This window comes from Pseudophaeobacter sp. (assembly GCF_048267565.1).
In the GTDB taxonomy this organism is placed as follows: domain Bacteria; phylum Pseudomonadota; class Alphaproteobacteria; order Rhodobacterales; family Rhodobacteraceae; genus Pseudophaeobacter; species Pseudophaeobacter profundi.
Map to the genome: position 1 here is coordinate 720,269 of NZ_JBLWXG010000001.1, position 23,409 is coordinate 743,677.

General features: G+C 59.9%; 24 protein-coding genes and 1 tRNA gene. 15 read left to right on the top strand and 10 right to left on the bottom strand.

Annotation, left to right across the window (positions count from 1 at the left end):
- Window positions 1-58: 58 nt before the first annotated feature.
- Window positions 59-1,009: a nucleoside hydrolase gene (locus ACN0VH_RS03360; RefSeq protein WP_417699495.1), complete on the top strand. Its 951-nt coding sequence runs from the start codon at window positions 59-61 to the stop codon at window positions 1,007-1,009.
- The gene (locus ACN0VH_RS03365) at window positions 1,006-1,455 is read left to right on the top strand and encodes a GNAT family N-acetyltransferase (protein ID WP_278921845.1); all 450 of its coding nucleotides are present in this window, start codon (window positions 1,006-1,008) and stop codon (window positions 1,453-1,455) included. Before ACN0VH_RS03360 ends, ACN0VH_RS03365 begins: the two co-directional genes overlap by 4 nt.
- 103 nt (window positions 1,456-1,558) lie before the next feature.
- Here ACN0VH_RS03365 and eno read toward each other — a convergent pair whose 3' ends face one another.
- From eno to ACN0VH_RS03380, 3 genes are all read right to left on the bottom strand, one after another.
- Window positions 1,559-2,836 carry a phosphopyruvate hydratase gene (gene eno, locus ACN0VH_RS03370; RefSeq protein WP_278921846.1) on the bottom strand — a complete coding sequence of 426 codons (1,278 nt, stop codon included), beginning with the start codon at window positions 2,834-2,836 and terminating at the stop codon, window positions 1,559-1,561.
- A gap of 186 nt (window positions 2,837-3,022) precedes the next feature.
- The gene (locus ACN0VH_RS03375) at window positions 3,023-3,955 is read right to left on the bottom strand and encodes a DMT family transporter (protein ID WP_417699496.1); all 933 of its coding nucleotides are present in this window, start codon (window positions 3,953-3,955) and stop codon (window positions 3,023-3,025) included.
- 319 nt (window positions 3,956-4,274) lie between these two features.
- A complete protein-coding gene (locus ACN0VH_RS03380; protein WP_417699497.1) occupies window positions 4,275-4,700 on the bottom strand; it encodes a Fur family transcriptional regulator in 426 nt (141 codons plus the stop codon).
- A 369-nt stretch (window positions 4,701-5,069) separates the two neighbouring features.
- Here ACN0VH_RS03380 and ACN0VH_RS03385 point away from each other — a divergent pair, with 369 nt between their 5' ends.
- Window positions 5,070-6,383 (top strand): DEAD/DEAH box helicase, encoded by a 1,314-nt coding sequence (locus tag ACN0VH_RS03385; protein WP_490362980.1) that lies wholly within the window; start codon window positions 5,070-5,072, stop codon window positions 6,381-6,383.
- A gap of 109 nt (window positions 6,384-6,492) precedes the next feature.
- Here the strand turns inward: ACN0VH_RS03385 and ACN0VH_RS03390 are convergent, their stop codons facing one another.
- Window positions 6,493-7,911 carry a protein adenylyltransferase SelO gene (locus ACN0VH_RS03390; protein WP_417699498.1) on the bottom strand — a complete coding sequence of 473 codons (1,419 nt, stop codon included), beginning with the start codon at window positions 7,909-7,911 and terminating at the stop codon, window positions 6,493-6,495.
- A 71-nt stretch (window positions 7,912-7,982) separates the two neighbouring features.
- Here ACN0VH_RS03390 and ACN0VH_RS03395 point away from each other — a divergent pair, with 71 nt between their 5' ends.
- On the top strand, window positions 7,983-8,402 hold the full coding sequence (locus tag ACN0VH_RS03395) for a cupin domain-containing protein (RefSeq protein WP_417699500.1): 420 nt from the start codon (window positions 7,983-7,985) through the stop codon (window positions 8,400-8,402).
- Window positions 8,403-8,449: 47 nt separating this feature from the next.
- On the opposite strand, the gene ACN0VH_RS03400 is transcribed toward ACN0VH_RS03395, so the two are convergent.
- Window positions 8,450-9,559 carry an anhydro-N-acetylmuramic acid kinase gene (locus ACN0VH_RS03400; RefSeq protein ID WP_417699501.1) on the bottom strand — a complete coding sequence of 370 codons (1,110 nt, stop codon included), beginning with the start codon at window positions 9,557-9,559 and terminating at the stop codon, window positions 8,450-8,452.
- A gap of 224 nt (window positions 9,560-9,783) precedes the next feature.
- Here ACN0VH_RS03400 and tyrS point away from each other — a divergent pair, with 224 nt between their 5' ends.
- On the top strand, window positions 9,784-11,070 hold the full coding sequence (gene tyrS, locus ACN0VH_RS03405; protein WP_278921853.1) for a tyrosine--tRNA ligase: 1,287 nt from the start codon (window positions 9,784-9,786) through the stop codon (window positions 11,068-11,070).
- Window positions 11,071-11,179: 109 nt separating this feature from the next.
- Here the strand turns inward: tyrS and ACN0VH_RS03410 are convergent, their stop codons facing one another.
- Window positions 11,180-11,317, bottom strand: a complete 138-nt coding sequence (locus tag ACN0VH_RS03410; RefSeq protein WP_278921854.1) for a hypothetical protein — start codon at window positions 11,315-11,317, stop codon at window positions 11,180-11,182.
- 46 nt (window positions 11,318-11,363) lie between these two features.
- On the opposite strand from ACN0VH_RS03410, the gene ACN0VH_RS03415 reads away from it, so the two are divergent.
- Window positions 11,364-12,308 (top strand): GNAT family N-acetyltransferase, encoded by a 945-nt coding sequence (locus ACN0VH_RS03415; protein ID WP_417699502.1) that lies wholly within the window; start codon window positions 11,364-11,366, stop codon window positions 12,306-12,308.
- Window positions 12,309-12,396: 88 nt separating this feature from the next.
- Complete coding sequence (locus tag ACN0VH_RS03420) at window positions 12,397-13,152, top strand: SDR family NAD(P)-dependent oxidoreductase (RefSeq protein ID WP_417699503.1); 756 nt, start codon at window positions 12,397-12,399, stop codon at window positions 13,150-13,152.
- Window positions 13,153-13,278: 126 nt separating this feature from the next.
- Here ACN0VH_RS03420 and ACN0VH_RS03425 read toward each other — a convergent pair whose 3' ends face one another.
- The 3 genes from ACN0VH_RS03425 to ACN0VH_RS03435 all read right to left on the bottom strand — a co-directional run bounded on the left by ACN0VH_RS03425 (window position 13,279) and on the right by ACN0VH_RS03435 (window position 16,575).
- On the bottom strand, window positions 13,279-15,111 hold the full coding sequence (locus ACN0VH_RS03425) for an ABC-F family ATP-binding cassette domain-containing protein (protein WP_490362981.1): 1,833 nt from the start codon (window positions 15,109-15,111) through the stop codon (window positions 13,279-13,281).
- A gap of 81 nt (window positions 15,112-15,192) precedes the next feature.
- On the bottom strand, window positions 15,193-15,993 hold the full coding sequence (locus tag ACN0VH_RS03430; RefSeq protein WP_278921856.1) for a GNAT family N-acetyltransferase: 801 nt from the start codon (window positions 15,991-15,993) through the stop codon (window positions 15,193-15,195).
- A 114-nt stretch (window positions 15,994-16,107) separates the two neighbouring features.
- Window positions 16,108-16,575: an outer membrane protein assembly factor BamE gene (locus ACN0VH_RS03435; RefSeq protein WP_278921857.1), complete on the bottom strand. Its 468-nt coding sequence runs from the start codon at window positions 16,573-16,575 to the stop codon at window positions 16,108-16,110.
- 98 nt (window positions 16,576-16,673) lie between these two features.
- On the opposite strand from ACN0VH_RS03435, the gene ACN0VH_RS03440 reads away from it, so the two are divergent.
- From ACN0VH_RS03440 to ACN0VH_RS03475, 8 genes are all read left to right on the top strand, one after another.
- Complete coding sequence (locus ACN0VH_RS03440) at window positions 16,674-17,216, top strand: YceD family protein (RefSeq protein WP_278921858.1); 543 nt, start codon at window positions 16,674-16,676, stop codon at window positions 17,214-17,216.
- Between the two features lie 222 nt (window positions 17,217-17,438).
- Window positions 17,439-17,645 (top strand): 50S ribosomal protein L32, encoded by a 207-nt coding sequence (gene rpmF / locus ACN0VH_RS03445; protein ID WP_027240639.1) that lies wholly within the window; start codon window positions 17,439-17,441, stop codon window positions 17,643-17,645.
- 39 nt (window positions 17,646-17,684) lie between these two features.
- On the top strand, window positions 17,685-18,791 hold the full coding sequence (gene plsX, locus ACN0VH_RS03450) for a phosphate acyltransferase PlsX (protein WP_417699504.1): 1,107 nt from the start codon (window positions 17,685-17,687) through the stop codon (window positions 18,789-18,791).
- A gap of 20 nt (window positions 18,792-18,811) precedes the next feature.
- Window positions 18,812-19,783 carry a beta-ketoacyl-ACP synthase III gene (locus ACN0VH_RS03455; protein WP_278921860.1) on the top strand — a complete coding sequence of 324 codons (972 nt, stop codon included), beginning with the start codon at window positions 18,812-18,814 and terminating at the stop codon, window positions 19,781-19,783.
- Between the two features lie 92 nt (window positions 19,784-19,875).
- Complete coding sequence (gene ihfA / locus ACN0VH_RS03460) at window positions 19,876-20,178, top strand: integration host factor subunit alpha (protein ID WP_278921861.1); 303 nt, start codon at window positions 19,876-19,878, stop codon at window positions 20,176-20,178.
- A 120-nt stretch (window positions 20,179-20,298) separates the two neighbouring features.
- On the top strand, window positions 20,299-21,660 hold the full coding sequence (locus tag ACN0VH_RS03465) for a MerR family transcriptional regulator (protein ID WP_417699505.1): 1,362 nt from the start codon (window positions 20,299-20,301) through the stop codon (window positions 21,658-21,660).
- A gap of 76 nt (window positions 21,661-21,736) precedes the next feature.
- Window positions 21,737-21,813, top strand: a tRNA-Pro gene (locus ACN0VH_RS03470).
- 133 nt (window positions 21,814-21,946) lie between these two features.
- Window positions 21,947-23,026 (top strand): 2'-deoxycytidine 5'-triphosphate deaminase, encoded by a 1,080-nt coding sequence (locus ACN0VH_RS03475; protein ID WP_417699506.1) that lies wholly within the window; start codon window positions 21,947-21,949, stop codon window positions 23,024-23,026.
- 37 nt (window positions 23,027-23,063) lie between these two features.
- Here the strand turns inward: ACN0VH_RS03475 and ACN0VH_RS03480 are convergent, their stop codons facing one another.
- Window positions 23,064-23,297: a hypothetical protein gene (locus ACN0VH_RS03480; RefSeq protein ID WP_278921864.1), complete on the bottom strand. Its 234-nt coding sequence runs from the start codon at window positions 23,295-23,297 to the stop codon at window positions 23,064-23,066.
- Window positions 23,298-23,409: the final 112 nt, after the last annotated feature.

Here is a 23,409-nt window from a genome sequence, read left to right on the forward strand (position 1 = left end):
TGGACAATCCCCAGCCAGACTGCAAGGCTGGTAGCTTGAAATTCAGGACAGATCCCTCATGACCAGCACATCGCCTCGTAAAATCATCATCGACACCGATCCGGGCCAGGATGATGCCATCGCGATCCTGCTGGCGCTTGCCAGCCCAGAGGAGCTGGATCTGCTGGGCATCACCTGCGTGGCAGGCAATGTGCCGCTGGCGCGCACCCAAACCAATGCCCGCATCATCTGCGAGGTGGCAGGCCACCCCGAAGTCAAGGTCTTTGCCGGCCGTGACGCCCCCCTGTCGCGCCCTCTCGTCACCGCCGAAGCGGTGCATGGCAAGACCGGGCTGGACGGGCCTGAACTGTTTGCCCCCAGAATGCCACTACAAACCCAACCTGGCGTTGACTTCATCATCGACTGCCTGCGCCAGGAACCAACCGGCACGGTCACCCTGTGTCCGCTGGGCCCACTGACCAATATCGCCGCCGCTTTTCAGGAAGCGCCCGATATCGTGGACCGGGTGCAAGAAATCGTGCTGATGGGCGGCGCCTATTTTGAGGTGGGAAACATCACCCCCGCCGCTGAATTCAACATCTATGTTGACCCGGAAGCCGCTGATATCGTGATGAAGTCCGGCGTGAAAATCACCATGATGCCACTGGATGTCACCCATAAGGCGCTGATCACCCGCCCGCGCATCGACGCGCTGCTCGCGCTGAACAGTCGGGTTGGCCAGTTTGCCGCCGAAATGCTCGACTTCTTTGAACGGTTCGATATGGAAAAATACGGCTCCGAAGGTGGCCCGCTGCACGACCCCTGCGTGATCGCCTATCTCATCCAGCCCGATCTGTTCAACGGGCGCCAGATCAATGTCGAGATCGAAACCCAGTCAGACCTGACCCTGGGCATGACTGTGGCCGATTGGTGGCGGGTGACGGATCGCCCGCAAAATGCACTGTTCATTGGTGATGTCGATGCCGACGGATTCTTTTCGCTGATCACCCAGAGACTGGCCAGACTATGAGCGCCGCACTGCATCTGGCCCGCCCCGAGGATCAAGAGAAGCTGTTACCCATGGTGGCCGCCTTTCACGCCGAGGCCGGGTTGGACACCAGCCCCGCGCAGCGCGAGGCAGGCATCGTGCCTTTGTTGGCGGGCATGCCCTACGGGGCGGTTTATATCATTGGCCCCACCCGCGCGCCGATTGGCTATATCGTCGTCACCTTTGGCTGGTCGGTGGAATTTGGCGGCATGGATGGCTTTGTCGATGAAATCTACATCCGCCCGGCCGTGCGCGGCCGTGGCCTTGCCACCGAGGTGCTGATCGAGCTGCCAAAAACCCTTGGCGCAGCCGGGGTCAAGGCGCTGCACCTGGAGGTAGACCGGCAGGATGAAAAGACTCAGAGGCTGTACCAGCGCACCCGGTTTGAACCGCGCGACCAATATATGCTGATGACCAAGGTACTGTAGCCCCCCTGATCACCGCGCCGCGCGGCAATCAGACATTCGCAGAAAACGACAAAGGCCCCGAATTTTCGGGGCCTTTGATTTGGCGGCGCGTTACTTTTACGCCCTAGCCCTTAAGGATCGAACGACCTGCATATTCCGCCACTTCGCCCAGCACTTCTTCAATGCGGATCAGCTGGTTGTATTTCGCCAGCCGGTCAGACCGCGCCAGAGAACCCGTTTTGATCTGACCACAGTTGGTGGCAACTGCAAGATCGGCAATGGTGGCATCTTCGGTTTCACCCGAACGGTGCGACATCACATTGGTAAATCCCGCACGATGCGCCATATCCACCGCCTTCAGGGTCTCTGTCAGGGTGCCAATCTGGTTCACCTTGACCAGCATCGAATTGGCGCTGCCGCGCTTGATGCCTTCGGCCAGACGCGCGGGATTGGTGACAAACAGATCGTCACCCACCAGCTGTACCTTGTCGCCAATCTTGTCGGTCAGCAGCTTCCAGCCGTCCCAGTCATCCTCGGACATGCCGTCTTCGATGGAAATGATCGGGTAATCGGCAACCAGCGCTGCAAGGTAATCAGCATTTTCTTCCGAGCTCAGCACCTTGTCTTCGCCCGACAGCACATATTTTCCATCCTTGTAGTATTCGGTCGCGGCACAATCGAGCGCCAGATAGATATCCTCGCCCGGACGGTAGCCTGCTTTTTCGATAGACTTCAGAATGAAATCCAGAGCTTCGCGGGTCGAGGCGATATTGGGGGCAAAGCCACCCTCATCGCCGATCCCGGTGGACAGACCTGCCGCCGACAGCTCTTTCTTCAGGGTGTGGAACACCTCTGCGCCCATGCGCACGGCCTCGCGGATACTGTTTGCAGCCACAGGCATGATCATGAATTCTTGAATGTCGATCGGGTTGTCTGCGTGTTCGCCGCCATTGATGATATTCATCATCGGCACGGGCAAAACCCGCGCAGAGGTACCGCCCACATAGCGAAACAGCGGCTGGGTGGTGAAATCAGCAGCCGCTTTGGCAACAGCCATCGACACACCCAGGATAGCATTGGCACCAAGGCGCGCCTTGTTCGGGGTGCCGTCCAGGTCGATCATCGCCAGATCCAGCGCGACCTGATCGGTTGCGTCAAAGCCGACCAACTCTTCGGCGATCTCGCCATTGACGGCGGCAACCGCCTCCAGAACGCCCTTGCCCAGATAGCGATCCTTGTCGCCATCGCGGCGTTCAACCGCCTCATGCGCCCCGGTCGAAGCCCCGGATGGCACTGCGGCGCGGCCCATGGTGCCATCTTCAAGGATCACGTCAACCTCAACCGTGGGGTTGCCCCGGCTGTCGAGGATTTCGCGGGCGTGAATGTCGATAATCGTGCTCATTTGGACGGTCCCTGACTGTAACAAAAGATGCCTGCGTCATAGCAGCCGGGGGGCAAATGTAAACATCTCTCGTTACCGCTAACGGCGTTTAATTCACGAGGTTAGGGCTAACATCTCACTGTTTGCGCCACCGGTAGCGATGCCGGTTTGGCCAGGGCTGACACCCGCATCGCCAGACCGCCCCGGTTACCGCGCCACAACCGCTACGCTATCCCCTGCCGTCGGGCCAGATGCCAGCGCGATTTCACGGGCCATCTCGCGGGCCAGCCGACGTTCACGCACAAAGGTGTAAAGCCCAGAGGCAATGATCAGCGCCGCACCACCAAGCGTCAGCGCATCGGGACGTTCGCCAAAAACAAGCACCCCGACAAGGATCGAAAACAACAGCCGACTATAGCGAAACGGCGTGATCGCCGAGGCATCGCCAATGCGGGTTGCAATCACGATCGCATAGTAACCGCCAACGCCGAAGATGATGCCACCCAGCATCATCAGCGCCTGTGATCCATCCACCGACACCGGGTCTGCGCCTGTCGACAGCAGCAACAGCCCGCCCGCCACAATCAGCGAGGCAAAGGCCTGAAAGCTGACTACCGCAGAGGAAATCGACACATCCACCAGACGTGTCAGCAGATCGCGCGCCGCGATGGCCAGAACCGCAAGCAACACCAGGAAGACAGCAGGGTCAAACCCGGCAAGCCCCGGGCGAACAATCAACAAGACCCCGACAAAGCCCACGCAGATCGCGCTCCAGCGGCGCCAGCCCACCTGTTCGCCCAGAAACAAGGCGGCGCCCATGGTGATGACCAGCGGCAACGCCTGAAACACCGCCGCAACGGTAGAGATATCCACCAGCGACAGTGCCGTGGCAAAGGCCATGGCCCCGATGGCTTCGGCCAGGGTGCGCAGGATTGCCGGCCCACGCCAGGCTCCGGGCGCAAACAGATTGTCGCGCTTATAAATGGCGGCTACTGCAAAAACCGCCCCCGAACCCGCCCCCAACATCATCAGAATCTGGCCCACCGGAATATCCCCGGACAGGCGCTTGATAAACATATCTTCCAGCGTGAAGGCCGCCATCGAGGCGATAACCAATAGAATTCCATTGAGATTGTTCATGGGCGTCCTCCTGAAATCGGGCAGGATGCAGATGGCCCCTATGCCCCCTGTTCCCAATGCCCGCACGCGTCTGTCGCCAGGATTTGCGCTGTAGCAATTGCGCCGACGACCCAACCGTGGATGCGGCGAAGCAGCCCCGGCTGCAAGCCTCTTTGCGACAATGGGCGCAACAAGTTGTGGGGTAAGGCATCACATAAATTGATGTACGTCGCGCGATAGCCCTGCAACCCTGGGCAGGTACAGTGAAATCACACTCTCTCTGGGCCAGGGGGCTCTACGCTGGGCATTTTTCCGAGTGAGACACCCAAGCAATCTGCGGCTACTCTCCGTCGGGTGCCGCGTCCTTCTTCATCGGCACACCATAGAGCTCCAGCTTGTGCCCCTTTAGCCGATAGCCAAGCTTTGCGGCGATTTTTTCCTGCAGCGCCTCGATGTCGGGATCGCAGAATTCAATCACCGCACCGGTGTTGATGTCGATCAGGTGATCATGGTGTTCACGATCCGCGTCTTCATATCGCGCCCGCCCATCGCCAAATTCCAGCCGATCCAGAATTCCCGCCTCTTCAAAAAGTTTGACGGTACGATACACGGTTGCAAGGGAAATCCCTGCATCCAGGGCGCTGGCGCGAGCATAGAGTTCTTCCACATCGGGGTGATCCGGGCTGTCTTGCAAGGCACGGGCAATCACCCGGCGCTGACCGGTCATCCGCAGGCCCTTGGCCTCACATCGCGCAATAATCGTCATCACGTATTACTTTCGTCCACTGATCTGGGTTCCCTATGTAGCCAAACAACGCGCCGACGAAAACCGGAATTCCACTCAGACATCGCATTGACTTTGGCGTCGGAACATCCCATGTGGGCTGCAGGTATACTTCCCTGCCGCGTGAGCAGAGACAGCCGAACGCGCAATATGCGCGACAGACCCGCTGTCTAGTGAAGTTCCAAGGTTCCCAAAATCACGCGTGGGGCACTCGCAAATCCCAGTGGCCGGGCAGTCGCCTGTTGCCGCTCGAGGGCTTTGCCCCAACAAAAAGCCAGCGCCTTTTGCGACTGGCACAGACGGCACATGCCGATGGCTCTGCCATGGCACCGGGCCGCGAAAGGACGATACGTGACTGAATTTTCAACAATGGGCCTGCCCGAACAGGTACTTTCTCGACTGGCTGAAATGGGTCTGAAGGATCCAACGCCAATCCAGGCCCGCGCCATTCCCCATGCACTGAACGGCGAAGATGTGCTGGGTCTGGCCCAGACCGGCACCGGCAAGACCGCCGCCTTTGGCGTGCCGCTGATTGCCCGGATGCTGGACTATGGCCGCAAGCCCGCCGCCCATACAGTGCGTGGCCTGGTACTGGCCCCCACCCGCGAGCTAGCCAACCAGATCGCCGCCACCCTCAAGGCGCTGACTGAAGGCACCCCAATGAAAATTGGCCTGGTGGTTGGTGGCGTCTCGATCAACCCGCAAATCCAGCGGATTTCACGCGGCACCGATATTCTGGTGGCCACCCCTGGCCGCCTGCTCGACATTCTCGACCGCAAAGCGCTGGATCTTGGGTCCTGCGATTTTCTGGTTCTGGACGAGGCCGACCAGATGCTGGATCTGGGCTTCATCCACGCCCTGCGCAAGATCTCGGCGCTGCTGCCAGACGAGCGCCAGACCATGCTGTTTTCGGCCACAATGCCCAAGCAGATGAACGAGATCGCCAATTCCTACCTGCAGCGCCCCGTGCGTATCGAGGTGACGCCTCCGGGCAAGCCCGCCGCCAAGGTGACCCAGTCGGTCCACTTTATCGCCAAGGCCGAAAAGCTGAGCCTGCTGAAGGAACTGCTTGCAGACCACAAGGATGAGCGCACGCTGGTCTTTGGCCGCACCAAACACGGCATGGAAAAGCTAATGAAGACACTGGAGAAATCCGGCTTTTCAGCTGCGGCGATCCATGGCAACAAAAGCCAGGGGCAGCGTGAACGCGCCTTGGCCGCGTTCAAATCCGGCCAGATCAAAGTGCTGGTTGCCACTGATGTGGCCGCCCGCGGACTGGACATTCCTGACGTGAAATATGTCTACAACTACGAACTGCCCAATGTGGCAGATGCCTATGTGCACCGGATTGGCCGGACCGCCCGCGCTGGCAAGGATGGCCAGGCGGTGGCTTTCTGCGCCCCCGATGAGATGGACGAATTGAAGGCAATCCAGAAGGTGATGAAAATCACCATTCCAACTGCCTCTGGCTCCCCATGGGAGGCGATGCCAGATCCTGCTGGTGCGTCCCGTGGTGGTCGCCCCGGTGGAAAACCCGGGGGTGGCAATCGCCGTCGCGGCGGCGGCGGTGGCGGCGGACGCGGACGCGGCCAATCCCAGGGCGGTGGCGGTGGCGGTGCGCGCTCCGGCGGCAAGCCCGGTGGCCAGCGGCGTCAGGCCACATAGGCCCCACCTGTAAAGGCCTAGGCCAAATGCGATGACCTGAATTAAAAGGCGCGCTGCTCTGTGCAGCGCGCCTTTCCTGTTGTCAGTACAATAAAAACCGCCCCACGGATCAGGTGCCGCAAAAGGTCGCCGCGACGACCTCGTTCTCCTGTGGTGGACGGCGCAGATCTTCTGCATCTGCCTGCACCGTGAATGGATTGGCCAGAACCTGTTGCATCCGTTCAAACAAGGAAAGATCCCCCGCCACTGCGTCTGCGATCATCTCTTCGATCCGGTGGTTGCGCGGGATATAAACTGGGTTTGCGGCGCGCATCACCGCCTTTGGATCCTGTTCCTGCGCGCAGCGCTGGCGCCAGCGCCGTTCCCAGCCATCAAAGGTTTCGGGGGCCAGGAACTGATCGCGGGCATCGCCGTCGCCAAGGGCGGCAAAGACATTGGTGAAATCCGCCTGTCCCTGCTCCAACAGCTCCAACAGCTCCGAGATCAGCTCCATATCCGCGTCCTGCGCAGTCTCCAATCCGATTTTACGGCGGAACAGGCGCAGCCACTCGGCCTCAATCAGGGCGGGCATGGCATGTACGATCTCGGTGGCCTCATCCACTGCCTGCTGCGGATCATCCAGCTGCTGAATCAAGGCGGTGGCCAGCTGCGCCAGGTTCCACACCGCAATGCTGGGCTGGTTCGAATAGGCATAGCGCCCCATCCGGTCGATCGAAGAAAACACCTGATCCGCGCGGTAGTGATCCATAAAAGCGCAGGGGCCATAATCAATCGTTTCGCCGGAAATGCTGCTGTTGTCGGTGTTCATCACCCCATGAATAAAGCCCACCGACATCCAGGCGGCGATCAACCTGGCCTGCGCATCGCGTACCGCCCGCAGCAGCCCCATGGGCCCCTGCGCCTGCGGATAGTGGCGGTTGATGGCATAATCGGTCAGCTGGCGCAGCGCTGCGATCTCACCGCGCGCGGCAAACAGCTGAAAGGTGCCTACCCGCAGATGGCTCGCGGCCACGCGGGTTAGCACGGCGCCCGGCATCCCGCCTTCGCGCCAGACCGTTTCGCCGGTGGCAACCGCCGCCAGCGCCCGGGTGGTTGGGATCCCGAGTGCGTGCATCGCCTCTGAGATCACATATTCGCGCAACACCGGCCCAAGCCAGGCTCGGCCATCGCCCCGGCGCGAATAGGGCGTGCGCCCCGAACCTTTGAGCTGAATGTCATAGCGCTTGCCATCCTGGCCCAACACTTCGCCCAGCAGAATAGCCCGGCCATCGCCAAGCTGCGGATTATAAGTGCCGAACTGATGCCCGGCATAGGCCTGGGCCAGCGGATCCGCACCACTGGGCATCTGGTTGCCAGCAAAGACCTGTGCCTGTTCCTGCGCGCTGCTGCCAGACACCTGCAACAAATCCGCCAGCGGCTGATTGAAGGCAATCAGCTGCGGCGCGGTCACCGGTTCCGGCAATTGCTTGCTGTAAAAAAGGGGGCCCAGATGGGCATATGTGTTGTCAAAGGGGATGTGCATAGCCATAGCGCAAAGATATGCTGCAAATGCAGAATTGCCAGTGCTAATGTACGGCCTGTGTCAATATGAGGAACATCATGACCGCAGATGAAATCATCGCAGAACTGCAGCTCACCCCCCACCCTGAAGGCGGCTGGTACCGTCAGACCTGGGTGGCGAAAAATGCGGGACGTGCCAGCGGCACCTGTATCTATTTTTTGCTGCGCGGCGGTGAAACCAGCCATTGGCACCGGGTCGATGCCACCGAAATCTGGCTCTACCATGCGGGCGCGCCGCTGGTTCTGTCCATGTCGCCAGACGACACCGGCCCGGCGCAGGATCATCTGCTCAGCCCGGATATGACAAAGGGGCAGCCGCAGCTCATCGTGCCAGAGGGGCACTGGCAGGCGGCGCGCAGCACCGGCGACTACACTTTGGTCAGCTGCACCGTCTCGCCCGGTTTTCAATTCGACGGCTTTGAGCTTGCCGCGCCGAGTTTCGACATTCCGCGCGGATAGATCTGCCCCTGCGCCCCCTGCAAGCTCCCTGCGCGGGCGCAGGTGGTTCAGCGGTCAGGCATGCTGACCACGCCGCCACCGACACAGGCGCCGACCCCCGTTGTGCCCGGGGCAGAGGTCGCCAGCCCCCGCGCCACCCTCACTGCCAGATAGGCAAAGGCCTGCGCCTCAAGCATGTCGCCGTCCAGCCCGACCTCTTCGATCTGCTTCACCGGACAATCAAGCGAGACCTCAAGCATCTGCATCAGGACTGGATTATGGCGGCCACCACCGGTCACCAGAACCACCGAGGGCGGCTCGGGGCAATGCTCCATCCCCTGCGCCACAGATGCCGCACACATGGCCGTCAGGGTCGCAGTGGCGTCTGCATCGCTCAGCTCGCCGACAAGATCAATCATTTCAGCAAAATCATTCCGGTCCAAGGACTTAGGAGGCATCTTGGTGAAATAAGGCTCGGCCAGGAATAGTTCTAGTGCACCGGTTTCGACCACGCCCTTGCTGGCAATGCGCCCATCCTTGTCAAAGGGCTGCCCCAGACGAGTCTGCATCAGATCATTGATCGGCGCATTGGCTGGCCCGGTATCAAAAGCCAAGAGCGCACCCGCCGCTTCGGGGCTGTCAAAGCGGGGGTCCACATAGGTCAGATTGCCCACCCCGCCGAGGTTTAGAAAGCAAATCGGACCGCTGGCCTTGATGTACTTGGCGCAGGCAAAGTGGAAAAACGGTGCCAGCGGCGCGCCCTCGCCGCCCAGACGCACATCATCGCTGCGAAAATCCCAGACAACCGGCAGGTTCAGCGCCGCTGCCAGCCGGGAGCCATCGCCCACCTGCAGGGTGCCCTGCAGGCGCGGAGCATGGGCCAGGGTCTGACCATGAAAGCCAACTAAATCAACCTCTTCAAACCCGGCAAGCGCAGCCTCATGCGCAGCGTCAACAACGCCGGTGGCGGCGATGACCTCGGGCCCGTGCCACAGTCCAAGCGCGGCGCGCAGGGTACTGCGCTCGGCCTCGCTATAGGGGTGATAGCGGCTGGGGCCAAAGCCGTGGATCGACAACCCGTCGGTTTCCACCACCGCGACATCTACCCCATCCAGCGAGGTGCCGCTCATCGCGCCCATTGCGCGCACCACACCCGTCTTGGCGATTGCCTTGCTCATCCTGCGCCTCATCCCTATGGCCTGCTGTCGCGGCCTGCTATTCTACCCTGTTCACGCCCCGTCGCCAGACCTGAAACCACCGATAAATACTCACGGTTTCGTCTGCTGTACATATCGGCCTGCCGGATCGCTGAACACAGCCTGAAATTAGTCGGTAAAACAGGTTCCATGTAACCGATTTGCGGCTTATACACCACGTCGCAAACCAAAAACCGAGGTATACTATGACCTATCACCCCAAATCGGATTTCATCGCAGTCATGATGGAACGCGGCTATCTGGCCGACTGCACCGATTATCAGGGCCTGGACGAGGCGCTGCTAAAGGGGGTTCAGCCTGCCTATATCGGTTATGACGCCACGGCGCAGTCGCTGCACGTCGGGCATCTATTGAACATAATGATGCTGCGCTGGCTGCAAAAGACCGGTCACAAACCGATCACCCTGATGGGCGGCGGCACCACCAAGGTGGGCGACCCCTCGTTCCGCTCGGACGAGCGCCCGCTGCTGGGCCCTGAACAGATCGACGCCAATATCGCAGGGATGAAGAAGGTATTCGCCAACTACCTCACCTATGGTGACGGTGACACCGACGCCCTGATGCTGAACAACGCGGAATGGCTCGACAACCTGAACTACCTCGAGTTTCTGCGCGACATCGGCCGCCATTTCTCGGTGAACCGGATGCTGTCATTTGAGAGCGTGAAATCCCGCCTCGACCGCGAGCAGTCGCTGTCCTTCCTGGAATTCAACTACATGATCCTGCAGGCCTATGACTTCATGGAGCTGAACCGCCGCTATGGCTGCACCCTGCAGATGGGCGGATCAGATCAGTGGGGCAATATCGTCAACGGCATCGACCTGACCCGACGGGTGATCGACCATGAGGTCTATGGCCTCACCTCGCCGCTACTTACGACCTCTGATGGTCGCAAGATGGGCAAATCGCAAGGTGGCGCGATCTGGCTCAACGGTGAGATGCTGTCTCCTTATGAGTTCTGGCAGTTCTGGCGCAACACTACCGATGCCGATGTGGGCCGTTTTCTCAAGCTCTATACCGAATTGCCGGTGGACGAATGCGAGCGCCTCGGCGCGCTGCAAGGATCAGAGGTGAACGCCGCCAAGGTGATCCTGGCCAATGAGGTAACAACCCTGTTGCATGGTGCCGAAGCGGCCAAAACCGCCGAAGCCACTGCGCGCCAGGTCTTTGAACAGGGCGGCGTCGGGGATGACCTGCCCAGCTTTGCGCTCAAGCTTGGGGATCTGAACATCATCGACGGCACAACGCTGGAGCGCGAAGGTCAGTTCCTCTCTGCCCCGGCACTCTTTGTTGAGGCCAAGCTGGCCAAGACCGGCAAGGATGCCAAACGGCTGATCTCTGAAAACGGCGCGCTGATCAACGACGCGCCCGTACGCAAGGATTTCCCCTTTGTAGAAATCAACAGCCTGCGCGCCCAAACCAAGCTGAGCGCTGGCAAAAAGCGCCACGCACTAGTGCAGCTGGTCGATTGATCTACAATCCCGGAACACAAGATATAGAACGGGGCCCTTTGGCCTCGTTTTTTATGGGCTATCGCCGTGTTTGACAGCCCCTTGCCGCCCGTCCAGCGCCGCAGCGCTGCTACCACAGCAACAGATCAATAAGCGTCAGCACCACAAAAACCGGGATCGACAACAGGCTTGCCAGCACAAAAGCGGCGGTCAACGTGGCACGCGGATTCGGGGCAATGCGCCCAAGGACAGGTTTTGACGTTTTCATGCCTGAATTAACCATGATTTAGGTTTCTGATTGGTAAACAGGGACCATGCTTGACCAACCCCTGCCTGATATGACGCTGACGCCCGCGCCGCTTCCCCCGAAGGGCCTTGCGCCCTTGGCACAGTCTGATGCCTTTCATCGCGCACTGCTGGCAACAGGGCAGGCACCGCTTCGGCTGCCTGAACAGGGCAACATGCTGGTCACCAGGCGTCGCGTTGCCCCCGGCCTTACACTCGCAATGATCAACCGTGCGCGCCATGATGAGATCAAGCATCTGCGCCAAACATTACGGGACAACGGTCTGGGCCGCACCCCGGTCATATTGTCGCCCGACCACCCCTGCCCCAATCTGATCGAGATCGGCGCCCTGCCGCTGATCAGCCCCGCCGCCGTGGCGCTGCTCGACCTGACACAGCCCGTGGCCATCCGCCATGCGGCCCTGCATCAGAAATGGCGCAACCGCCTGACGCGGGCACAATCCGCTGGGCTACAGGTTCGCCGTCAAGCGATGCCGCATGCCCCCAACCACTGGCTGTTCACCGCCGATGCCGCGCAGCAGCGACAGCGCGGTTATCGCAGCTGGCCCACTGCGCTGACCCTGGCCTATGCCAAAGCAAACAAGGGGCAGGCAAAGCTGTTTCAGGCCTTTGAGGGTAGCACACCCATCGCCGCCATCTTGATCCTGCGCCATGGCAACAGCGCCAGCTACCACATCGCCCACGCCACGGCACGAGGCAAGACACTCTCGGCGCATAACCTGCTGATCTGGGAAGCCATGGCGTGGCTTGCGAGCGAGGGCTGCCAACAGCTCGACCTTGGGGTGATCAACACAGAAGAAGCCCCAGGTCTTGCCCGTTTCAAGCTGGGCACAGGGGCGCAGCTGAGTCAGCTGGGCGGCACCTGGCTGCTCTGGCCACCTATGGGGCGACTGCTGCGACCTATCGCGGCGCTGGATCGTGCCCGGATGCGCGCACCATCAGACGCGCCGTAACAAGCCCCGAACAGAGGACGGACTAGACAGGGCAAACAGGTCTGGTAGTTATTGAACAGACGTTCAGATAACCAAGGGACCCGCACTCATGAAACTTTCACAGACCTGCGCCATCATCACCGGGGGCGCATCAGGCCTCGGAGAGGCAACCGCACGCCATTTTGCTGAAAACGGCGCCAAGGTCACCATCCTGGATCGCGACGCCGAACGCGGCGCAGCCGTGGCAGCAGAAATTGGCGGCCATTTTGTTGAAACCGATGTCACCAATGAGGCGTCTGTTACTGCCGCCATCGCCTTTGCGGTGGAAAAGATGGGGCGCATTTCGGCCTGCGTGAACTGCGCTGGCATCGCCTATGGCATCAAGACCATTGGCCGTGACGGTGCGCATCCGCTGGATGCATATCAACGCACAATCGACATCAACCTGGTTGGCACCTTCAATGTCGCCCGCCTGGCCGCAATCGAGATCGCCAAGAACACCCCCGAAGCCGATGGCGCCCGTGGGGTGATCATCAACACCGCCTCTATCGCTGCCTATGATGGGCAAAAGGGCCAAGCGGCCTACGCGGCCTCCAAGGGAGGCGTGGTTGGCATGTGCCTGCCGATGGCGCGTGACCTGGCGTCCTCGGGGATTCGGGTCATGACCATTGCGCCGGGTATCTTCATGACACCCATGCTGGCAGGCCTGCCCGAAGAGGTGCAGCAGCAATTGGCTGCAGATGTGCCCAACCCCGTGCGCCTGGGCGACCCGGCGGAATATGGCCGCCTGGCCGGCTTTATCACCGAGATGGGGTATCTCAACGGCGAAGTCATCCGCATTGACGGCGCCCTGCGCATGCGCTGAGGCTGAAACAAACTGGCCCAAACAAAATGGGCAGGCCCGGCAATCACTGTCGGCCTGCCCATCGCCCGAGGGCAAATCAAGATCAAGGTTGGAACTTAACACATTGTTAATTAACAACCTTACCTATCAACCTTCGGATTTCTCCTCAAGCATCATCCATTCTTCTTCGGCAGCGGCGAGCTTCTCTTGCCGTTCCACCATGGCCTCTGTCGCCTTTTTGAATTTCACCGGCTCGCGGGTAAAGAGCGCAGGATCCGCCATTAGCTGTTCCAGCTTGGCAATCTCTTGCTCCAACCGCTCGATCTCTGCTGGCAGGGCCTCTAAGCGGTGCTTTTCCTTAAAGGAGAGCTTGTCCTTGCCGCTGGCTCCGCTGCCTGCGGCATCCTCCTTAGCTTTGGCTCTTTGCCCTTTGTTTTTCTGCGATTTCTCGGCCTTCTCAGCCCCGGGCAGGCCACCGCGCTGGCTGATATAATCGCTCCAACCACCGGCATAGGCGGTCACCTTGCCATCGCCTTCCATGGCGATGGTGGTGGTGGCCACCCGGTCCAGGAAATCACGGTCGTGACTGACCAAAAGCACGGTGCCCTCGTAGCTGTCCAGCAGCTCTTGCAGCAGGTCCAGCGTTTCCACATCCAGATCGTTTGTCGGTTCATCCAGCACTAGCAGGTTGCTTTGCCGCGCCATCAGACGCGCCAGCAAGAGACGCGCCTTTTCACCGCCCGAAAGCGAACGTACCGGCGCGCGGGCCTGGGCCTCGTCAAAGAGGAACTCCTTGAGATAGCCGACCACATGCTTTGGCACGCCGCGCACCATGACCTGATCGGCCTTGCCGGAAATCCCCAGCAGAGGGTCCGAAGTGAGATTTTCCCAAAGCGTCGCATTGGGGTCCAGCTGATCGCGCGTCTGATCGAACAGGGCGATTTCAAGATTGGTTCCCAGCTTGACCGACCCGGCGTCCGGTTCCACCTGCCCCAGCATCAGTTTCAGCAGGGTGGTCTTGCCCGCGCCATTTGGCCCGACAAAAGCCACCCGATCACTGCGCTGAACCTTCAGGGAAAAATCCTGCACAATCTGTTTGTCGCCATAGGCTTTGCTCAACCCGTCGACTTCGATCACCTTACGGCCGGATTTCGGCCCCGCCTCCAGCGCCAGCTCTGCCGCGCCCTGGCGTTTGATCTGGCCGGCGCGTTCGTCCTTTAGCTCGTGCAGGGCACGAACACGGCCCATATTGCGCTTGCGGCGGGCAGAAATGCCTTCAACGGCCCAGCGGCTTTCGCTCTTGATCAGGCGGTTGAGCTTGTGCCGCTGCTGATCTTCTTCTTCCCAGATCTTGTCGCGCCAGGCCTCAAAGCCTTCAAATCCCTTTTCCTGTCGCCGGACCTGGCCCCGATCAACCCACAGAGTTGCCCGCGTCAGCGCCCGCAAGAACGCCCGGTCGTGGCTAATCAGTACATAGGCGGCGCGGGTAGATTTCAGTTCGGACTCAAGCCAGGTGATGGCCTCGATATCCAAATGGTTCGTCGGCTCGTCCAGCAGCATCAGATCCGGCGCTTCGGCCATCAACTTGGCCAAGGCTGCCCGGCGTTTCTCCCCGCCTGAGGCGGTGGCAACCGGGCGGTCGGGATCAAATTTCAGCCCCTCACCGGCGCGCTCTACCTTGTAGAGTTCGCCCGGGTCGAGTTCCGAGGCGGCAAATTCGCCAAGGGTGGCAAACCCGCCCATCTGCGGGTCCTGCTCCATATAGCCGACCGAGCGGCCAGACGGCACCACTAGGCTGCCGGTGTCGGCTTCAACAAGCCCTGCCATCACCTTCATAAGGGTGGATTTTCCCGATCCGTTGCGGCCAACAAGGGCAACACGGTCGCCAGGTTGCACCACCAGATCCAGGTCTGAAAAGATGGGATCGCCGCCAAAGGTGAGGGAGATACCGGTCATCTGTAAAAGAGGAATACGTGCCATGACAGCCAGCTAAACCGCGACGGGCCTGAGGTCAACGCTCCGCGCCATTGTTGGGTCGAAACGCCAGATCAGTGCCACGGTTCAGTGCCCTTGTGTGATCGCCCGCAGCAGGCGCTGTCGTACCCTCGGCACCCCGTCGACCTCCAGCCCCGTGAAAACATGGCAGGTGCCCAGGTCATGGTCGACCACCAGATGGTCGCTGACCCGCCCCCCCATTGCCAGATAGCTGCGCAACAGTGGCGGAAGTTGTGCCTGCGCCGCGTGCAGATCCGTTGCGGCCAGCGCGGCACGGCCCTGCAAGACCTGCGCAAACCCAAGCGCCCGAGGCGATTTTGCTCCCGGCCCCCAAGACAGCGGCGCCAGATACCGCTGCTGCAAGAGCGAAAAAGCATCCAGATAGGCGCCAGGATCGGTGCCGGTAAACGAGGTGCAGCCAAAAAGCAGACCAACATCGTGGCGATCCACCAACAGCGCCACCGCGCCCCAGGCAAAGCGCACAACATCCGCATCCCGGCAATCCGGGTCGATACAAAAGCGCCCCAACTCCATCACGGCGCCATCGCGGCTGGAAATATTTGCAAGATCATAGAATTGCGCCGAATAGCTCTTGTCGATCTGCGCGCCATTCGGCAGCAGCAAGCTGCGAAAATAGCCGACAGGCTCGGCGGTGCGGTCGTGTTCGATCAGGATATGCTGGCACACAGCATCATAGGCATCGCCGTCCAGCCCATCGGTTTGGAAACACCGGCTGCGCAGCTGCCGGGCCGCCATCAAATCTTGCGCCCCGATGGCAAAACGCGCACGGTAGCCGCTGCGCTGCAACAGCAGATTTTCTTTGCCCCCGCACATACCGGAAGGCCGCCCCAAACCTGTCTCAGCCACCCTGCAGGCTCCTTCTGCCAAGGCAAAGCCTGCCGGGGGTGAGGCGAGGTTCAGGCAAGGAATGGCCCAGGGTGAAATCCATTCAGTCGCCCCCCGGATCCAAAACCCTGCCGTTTATTCGACAAACGAGCCAGGCGAGAAGTTCCCAAGGCTGCCAAGCAGCTGTCGCAGGAATGTCTTGTCCTGCACGCTGGAACTGGTGACGCGCCGCTCAAGCGGAATCACCCGCCCGTCTTCCAGGCTGTAGTGTTCGACACCGGAAACCACATTCTTGTCATCAAAACTGATCGCCACCAGGGAACGCGACACCGGTTTGGTTGCGCTCACCCCGCGGGTGCGCATCAGGGTCGCGACATAGTAGTAACCGCCATCGTTCAAAACGCCCGATGCGCCTGGCTCACCAATGGTTTCCGCAACAGAATCCTTGGTATCCACACCAACGACCACCTCGGCCAATTGCTCAGAGGTCGGCACGTAGCCATGTTTCTGGTAGATCGCGGAGCAGGCTGTGAGGGCTGCGGCTGCAAGCACCCAGGCAGCGTATTTCCCCACCGATTTCAGCCTATTTTTCTGTGCATTCATCATCTTCCCCACACCACTGTCTCGCCTCTGGCTTGAACACGCCTTGGAACCCGATTACCTAATGCAAGCCTCCTGTTCAAGAAACGAAAGTTCTAACCATGACTGATAGCACCGCCCTGAGGGTGTCCGAACTGCCACAGAACAGGGCCACCACCTTTGATCTGAGCCCCGATACAGCAAGTCTGAAGGCCCTTGCCGATGAACTTGATATCAAGGCCCTGCGAAAGCTGCGCTTTACCGGCACGATCAGCACCAAGGGGCGGCACGATTGGCAGCTTAGTGCGCATCTGGGTGCCACCGTTCAGCAGGACTGCGTTGTGACACTGGAACCTGTCACCACCCGAATCGATGAAAAGGTCGAACGCTTTTTTGTCTCTGACTTCTCTGAACCCGATGATCCAGAGGTAGAAATGGTCGCGGATGAACGGATCGAGCCGCTTGGCGAGACAATTGATCCGCATGCGGTGATGATCGAGGCGCTATCGCTGCTGATTCCCGCCTATCCGCGCAAGGAAGGTGCCGAGCTGGAAGAAACTGTCTATAGTCAACCTGGGGTTATCCCCCTGCGCGACGAAGACACCAAACCTTTTGCTGGACTCGCGTCCTTGAAGAAACAACTGTCGCCAGAAGATAAGGGTTAAAAAACTCGAAAATAGTGGTTTTGCGGGTGGCATCGGCCGCCCGACTGGCCTAAAAAACAGCTTGCGCCGTCGGAGATTCTAAGTATTTTCGCGCGCTCATCGAAATTTTTGGTTGGACATCGGAGAGGCTGCGGCCTAAACGCTCGCCTACCGATCAAGACGATTAAATGTGAAACGCGCCGCGGGCATGACCCCAAGGCCCCAAAATACGAAGGTTGAGACATGGCCGTCCAACAGAATAAAGTATCCAAGTCGCGCCGCAACAACCGCCGCGCGCACGATGCTCTGGTTGCTGCAAATCCAAACGAATGTTCAAGCTGCGGCGAACTGAAGCGTCCCCACCACGTCTGCCCCTCCTGCGGCAACTATGACAGCAAAGAAATTGTTGCCATGAATGACGACGTCGAAATCGACGAAGACGCGGCATAAGATCGCGACGATCACACATCTTGCGGGGCGGACTTTTGCATGACGGGTAAACCCGATCAATCAGTGACAAAAGCCGACCGCATTGTGATCTCGGTTGACGCCATGGGCGGAGACGCCGGCCCTGCTGTTGTGGTGGCCGGCCTTGCCATGTCTGCGGAAAAGAATCCCCAGCTGGGGTTTCTGCTGCATGGCCCCGCCGATGAGTTGACCCCCCTGGTCAATAAACGTCGCATCCTGCAGGGGCGGGTAGAAGTGCGTGATGCCCAAAAGGTTGTCACGATGGACGACAAGCCCAGCCAGGTGATGCGCAATGGCAAGGGCACCTCTATGTGGTCCACCCTAGAGGCGGTCAAACAGGGTGAGGCCGCCGGCGCCGTTTCTTGTGGCAATACCGGGGCGCTGATGGCGCTGTCGATGCTGCGTCTGCGCAAGATGCCAGGCGTCAATCGCCCGGCCATCGCCATCCTGTGGCCCTCGCGCAATCCGCAGGGGTTCAACGTGATGCTGGATGTCGGCGCCGATGTGCGCGCCGATGCACAGGATCTGTTGCAATATGCTCTGATGGGCACCTCTTACGTGCGCAATTCCATGAATATTCGCCGCCCTCGTGTGGGCCTGCTGAATGTGGGCACCGAGGAACACAAAGGCCACGCCGAGCTGAAAGAGGCCCATGCCCTGATCGCAGCCCAGGCCGCCACGGCAGATTATGACTTTGTCGGCTTCGTCGAAGGCAGCGACATTCCTGGCGATGCGGTTGATCTGATCGTCACTGATGGGTTCACCGGAAATGTCGCCATCAAAACCGGCGAAGGCACGGCAGGCATGCTGCGCAGCTCCCTGCGTGAAGCTTTCGAATATTCGATTTTGTCACGCATTGCTGCGGTACTTGCCTATACGTCGCTGGCACGGCTGGCCAAACGGCTGGATCCCCGCCACGTCAATGGTGGCGTCTTTTTGGGCCTGAACGGCACAGTGGTCAAATCCCACGGCGGCGCAGATGCCACAGGCGTTTCCGCAGCGGTCAAGCTCGCATTCCTGCTTGCCCAGCAGGGCTTTGCAGAAAAGCTGGCTGCGCGGGTTGCATCTGCCGTCGAGCTTACCCAAGATGGTAATCTCACCTCGGATGGCGAACATCCCTCCAAATAATTCCAAAAGGCAGGCAAAGAATGACGCGACGTGCAGTAGTGGTTGGCACAGGACATTATCTCCCTGAGCGGGTCGTGGAAAACGCCGAGTTCGAGGCCTCTCTGGATACCAGCGACGAATGGATTCGTTCGCGCTCTGGCATTGAACGGCGTCATTTTGCTGCCGAAGGCGAAACCACCTCTGATATGGCCACTGCCGCGGCGCTCAATGCGCTGAAAGACGCCGATCTGGATGTGTCGGATGTGGATGCCATTGTCCTGGCGACCTCGACGGCGGATCTGACCTTTCCCTCTGCGGCGACCATGGTGCAGGCCAATCTGGGCATGACCAACGGCTTTGCCTTTGATGTGCAGGCCGTCTGCGCCGGTTTTGTCTATGCGCTGACCAATGCCAACGCGCTGATCCTATCCGGCCAGGCAAACCGGGTCCTGGTCATCGGGTCTGAAACCTTCAGCCGCATCATGGATTGGACCGACCGCTCTACCTGCGTGCTGTTTGGCGATGGCGCGGGTGCCTTGGTGCTGGAAGCCCAAGACCAGCCAGGCGACACGGATGATCGCGGCATTCTTTCAACCGATCTCAATTCCGATGGTCGCTATAAAGATCTGCTCTATGTGGATGGCGGCGTCGCGACCCAAAATACCGGTCACCTACGGATGCAGGGCAACCAGGTTTTTCGCCATGCCGTAGAAAAGCTGGCAAAGACAGCCCAAACCGCGCTGGAGCGTGCTGATCTGACAACCGCCGATGTCGATTGGATTGTGCCACATCAGGCAAATATCCGCATTATTCAAGGCACTGCCAAAAAGATGGGCCTGTCTATGGACAATGTGGTGGTGACCGTTCAGGACCACGGAAACACCTCTGCAGCCTCTATTCCGCTGGCGCTCTCAGTGGGCAAATCACGCGGTCAAATCAAGCCCGGAGACCTGATCGTCACCGAGGCAATTGGCGGTGGCTTGGCCTGGGGCGCGGTGGTGTTGCGCTGGTAGCCTATGAGCCGGGAAACAAGCCGGCTGCAATTCATTGATATTGACAGGGAAATTCCCCTGCCCCTATGATTTGACAAACAATGGGGATTAGCATGGGCGAAAAAACTCTTACACGAATGGATCTGAGCGAAGCTGTCTTCCGTGAAGTCGGCCTGTCTCGAAACGAAAGTGCGCAGCTGGTAGAGAGCATGTTGCAACACATGTCCGATGCCTTGGTGAAGGGCGAACAAGTCAAGATTTCATCTTTTGGCACCTTCAGCGTGCGGGATAAATCTGCCCGCGTTGGCCGCAATCCCAAAACCGGAGAGGAAGTCCCGATTCAGCCCCGCCGCGTGCTTACCTTCCGCCCGTCGCACCTGATGAAGGACCGGGTGGCAGACGGCAACCGCAAGTAACGCTGCGCGGCTGCGCCACACGACGGATACAGATACGGCCTACCCTGTCTGCTCCGGGGCTCCGGGTAGGACCAGGTTAAACACGCTCGTCCCAGAGCAAAGATCATTGGAACCATCAAGATGTCAAAATCAGCAGACGCTTTTCGCACGATCAGCGAAGTCGCGGACTGGCTCGGCGTGCAGGCCCATGTTTTGCGCTTTTGGGAAAGCAAATTCACACAGATCAAGCCGGTAAAACGGGCCGGTGGGCGGCGCTATTACCGGCCTGCCGACATGTTGCTTTTGGGTGGCATCCGAAAACTTCTGCATACAGATGGCCTGTCGATCAAAGATGTGCAGGCAATCCTGCGTGATCTTGGCATTGGCCATGTCAGCCAGCTGTCCCATGGGCTGGACGCAGATGGGCCGCCATCCGAGGAGGCAGGTTCCGCCACTGCTGGGAATAGCGCAGAATCAGATACCGCCCCCCCCATAGCCGCAGCAACCCCGCCCGAAAGGGCGGCGAACCTGGGCGATGAAGCTCAGACGCGTGCCCCGTCTGAGACAGTCAGCCCCCCCTTTACCCCTTCCACGCATACAGAATGGGCGCGTCTCTCCGAAGCATCCACATCCAAGGCAACCACAACCAATGATGCCTCGGAACCAAGGTCAGTCGCCGGGAAAATGCCTGATGTCACGCCCGCCCCCGTTGGGGCAGAGCCAGTATCGTCGGCTGCCGAAACTGAACAGATGGATATGCTGCTCGATACGCCTGCCCCTGCTGCGCCCGCGTCGCCAGAGCCAGAGCCCTCTCTCACAGAGCCCCCCAAGCAGCCGCTGCACGACTCGTCGGCAGCCTCAGAAGCAACCGCAATGCCAGCCGCTGTTGAAGGTGCGCCCCTAGAATCGGCACCACAAGACGGCGGTGCAGAGGCACCGGTGCCTGATGGCCACTCCGAACCAGCCGAGGCCCCCCTGGACAGCACAGCCATGCAGCCCGGCGCCCCAGCGGCCCAACCGATCGAAGCGCCTGCTGCCGAGACCGTCTTGCCAATTCTTGATGTAGAACAAGACTCTGACACTTCGCCCCGGCCTGGCAGCCCCGTTTTCGACAGCCCCGTTTTTGACAGCCCGGCCGCTGATGCAGTAGCGCCAGACAGCCTGGCAGCTGAACCAGATCCTGTGGACCATGACAGCGCCGCCGCTGCGGCAGCAGTGGATGCGCCAAATCTGGACCAGATGGCAGAGGCGGACGCCGCAGTAGCAGAGCAAGAGACTGCTCCAGTCCAGGATCAGCCGCAAGCGCAGGGGCTGGACAACGCGCCATCTGATGTGCCTCTGCATGGTGACCTGGTACTTGGTGCCGCAACAGAGCAGCTGCCGCCCTCGCCGTTTGCCGATGTGCTGATCTTGCTGGCGCAAACCAAGTCTCTACCAGCGCATGTACAAGACGAGGCCGCAGTCTGCCTGAACGAACTGCGCGCAATCGCGTCGCAACGCTAAAATAATCGCCGGACAGGAAAAAAACCGAAATTACCCCCTTGCCCCTGCCGCGAAATACAGTAGAACCCGTCCTCAGCGGGCTATGGCGCAGCCTGGTAGCGCGTCCGTCTGGGGGACGGAAGGTCGCAGGTTCGAGTCCTGCTAGCCCGACCAAAAACCGTCTGAGTGTTCATCACTCAGGCGGTTTTTTGCTTTTCCTTTCCTAGCCTTGCAAGGTTTTGCAAAATCTCTTGATTGCTGCTATCGCTTGGCATATCGGCAGCCCCGACCAAAAGGAAAATGGATCATGACCGGCGTTCTCCCCAGCCAAGCCATTGAGCAGATGTTTGCCCGAGCTGAGATCACCAGCCCGATCCCGCTGGTCGAAGGGCAGATCCAGCCCGCCAGTCTTGATTTGCGGCTGGGTACGGTTGCCTTCCGGGTGCGTGCCTCTTTTCTCGCCGGCAAGGACTGCAGTGTTGCCAATCGCATCAGCGAATTTGAGATGCACCGCATTGACCTGTCGGATGGCGCCGTGCTGGAAAAGGGCTGCGTCTATCTGGTGCCCCTGATGGAGGCGCTCTGCCTGCCCGATGGCGTTTCTGCAGTGGCCAACGCCAAAAGCTCAACCGGGAGGCTGGACCTGTTGACCCGTACCATCACGGATGGCGGGGTTGAATTTGACCGCATCAAACCGGGCTATTCCGGACCACTCTATGCCGAGATCTGCCCGCGCTCTTTCTCGGTGCTGGTGCGCCCTGGCATGCGGTTGAACCAGATCCGGTTCCGCCAGGGCCAGGCCGTTCTGACGGACGATGAGCTGGCGGAACTGCACGCCCAAAGCCCGCTGGTGGATGGCACAGCAGTGATCGAGGACGGCTTAGGCTTTTCGGTCGATCTGCGGCTGCCAGGCACCGATCTGGTGGGATACCGTGCCAAGCCCCATACCGGGGTCATTGATTTGGATCGCATCGGCGAATACGATCCGCAGGACTACTGGGAGGAAGTGCACAGCACCTCTGGCCGCATCATCCTGGACCCTGGTGCCTTTTACATTCTGGTCAGCCGCGAATCGGTACAGATTCCCCCTGCCTATGCCGCAGAGATGGCCCCCTATCTTGCCATGGTCGGTGAATTCCGGGTGCATTATGCCGGCTTCTTTGATCCCGGTTTTGGCCATGATGCGGCGGGCGGCAGTGGCTCTCGCGGGGTGCTGGAGGTGCGCTGCCACGAAGCTCCCTTTGTATTGGAACATGGCCAGGTGGTGGGCCGCCTGGTCTATGAACGTATGGCCAGCCTGCCAGAGCAGCTCTATGGTGCCGACATTGCGTCGAACTATCAGGGCCAGGGGCTGAAACTGTCCAAGCACTTTAAATCACCGCAATAATTTTGCGGCGGCCGTCAGCGTGGTGCCAAGGGCAGGATTACCCCTGCTGATTGCGCTTTGCCCGGCGTGCCTGCCGGATGGCGCGAATCCGGTCACGTTCAGCCCGCGCCTCTGCCTCGGCGGGTGTTTCAATCCGGTCATCAGAGGCAGCGTGGCGCCCACGGCGCCGTTTTCGCCCTGAAAACGCGCCAAGGCCCGCATCAACCCCGGCATTCACGGCCTTCCCCAGCAGGCGGCGTATCACCATTTTCACGATCATATCGAGGTTCATCCCGGCTCTCCTGTGTTCGGCTCAAGCCCCATGTCCGGGCTGGCTCTGCCTGACGGCGTTCCCTCCGACCTAACAAGCAAATCGGGCAATTCCTTGACGCAGCCAACCACCT

Bases quoted from the DNA above. Each gene is read 5' to 3' on its own strand.
- ACN0VH_RS03360 (WP_417699495.1), top strand. From the start codon at position 59: ATGACCAGCACATCGCCTCGTAAAATCATCATCGACACCGATCCGGGC.
- ACN0VH_RS03365 (WP_278921845.1), top strand. From the start codon at position 1,006: ATGAGCGCCGCACTGCATCTGGCCCGCCCCGAGGATCAAGAGAAGCTG.
- eno (WP_278921846.1), bottom strand. From the start codon at position 2,836: ATGAGCACGATTATCGACATTCACGCCCGCGAAATCCTCGACAGCCGG.
- ACN0VH_RS03375 (WP_417699496.1), bottom strand. From the start codon at position 3,955: ATGAACAATCTCAATGGAATTCTATTGGTTATCGCCTCGATGGCGGCC.
- ACN0VH_RS03380 (WP_417699497.1), bottom strand. From the start codon at position 4,700: ATGACGATTATTGCGCGATGTGAGGCCAAGGGCCTGCGGATGACCGGT.
- ACN0VH_RS03390 (WP_417699498.1), bottom strand. From the start codon at position 7,911: ATGGCTATGCACATCCCCTTTGACAACACATATGCCCATCTGGGCCCC.
- ACN0VH_RS03395 (WP_417699500.1), top strand. From the start codon at position 7,983: ATGACCGCAGATGAAATCATCGCAGAACTGCAGCTCACCCCCCACCCT.
- ACN0VH_RS03400 (WP_417699501.1), bottom strand. From the start codon at position 9,559: ATGAGCAAGGCAATCGCCAAGACGGGTGTGGTGCGCGCAATGGGCGCG.
- tyrS (WP_278921853.1), top strand. From the start codon at position 9,784: ATGACCTATCACCCCAAATCGGATTTCATCGCAGTCATGATGGAACGC.
- ACN0VH_RS03410 (WP_278921854.1), bottom strand. From the start codon at position 11,317: ATGAAAACGTCAAAACCTGTCCTTGGGCGCATTGCCCCGAATCCGCGT.
- ACN0VH_RS03415 (WP_417699502.1), top strand. From the start codon at position 11,364: ATGCTTGACCAACCCCTGCCTGATATGACGCTGACGCCCGCGCCGCTT.
- ACN0VH_RS03420 (WP_417699503.1), top strand. From the start codon at position 12,397: ATGAAACTTTCACAGACCTGCGCCATCATCACCGGGGGCGCATCAGGC.
- ACN0VH_RS03425 (WP_490362981.1), bottom strand. From the start codon at position 15,111: ATGGCACGTATTCCTCTTTTACAGATGACCGGTATCTCCCTCACCTTT.
- ACN0VH_RS03435 (WP_278921857.1), bottom strand. From the start codon at position 16,575: ATGAATGCACAGAAAAATAGGCTGAAATCGGTGGGGAAATACGCTGCC.
- ACN0VH_RS03440 (WP_278921858.1), top strand. From the start codon at position 16,674: ATGACTGATAGCACCGCCCTGAGGGTGTCCGAACTGCCACAGAACAGG.
- rpmF (WP_027240639.1), top strand. From the start codon at position 17,439: ATGGCCGTCCAACAGAATAAAGTATCCAAGTCGCGCCGCAACAACCGC.
- plsX (WP_417699504.1), top strand. From the start codon at position 17,685: ATGACGGGTAAACCCGATCAATCAGTGACAAAAGCCGACCGCATTGTG.
- ACN0VH_RS03455 (WP_278921860.1), top strand. From the start codon at position 18,812: ATGACGCGACGTGCAGTAGTGGTTGGCACAGGACATTATCTCCCTGAG.
- ihfA (WP_278921861.1), top strand. From the start codon at position 19,876: ATGGGCGAAAAAACTCTTACACGAATGGATCTGAGCGAAGCTGTCTTC.
- ACN0VH_RS03465 (WP_417699505.1), top strand. From the start codon at position 20,299: ATGTCAAAATCAGCAGACGCTTTTCGCACGATCAGCGAAGTCGCGGAC.
- ACN0VH_RS03475 (WP_417699506.1), top strand. From the start codon at position 21,947: ATGACCGGCGTTCTCCCCAGCCAAGCCATTGAGCAGATGTTTGCCCGA.
- ACN0VH_RS03480 (WP_278921864.1), bottom strand. From the start codon at position 23,297: ATGAACCTCGATATGATCGTGAAAATGGTGATACGCCGCCTGCTGGGG.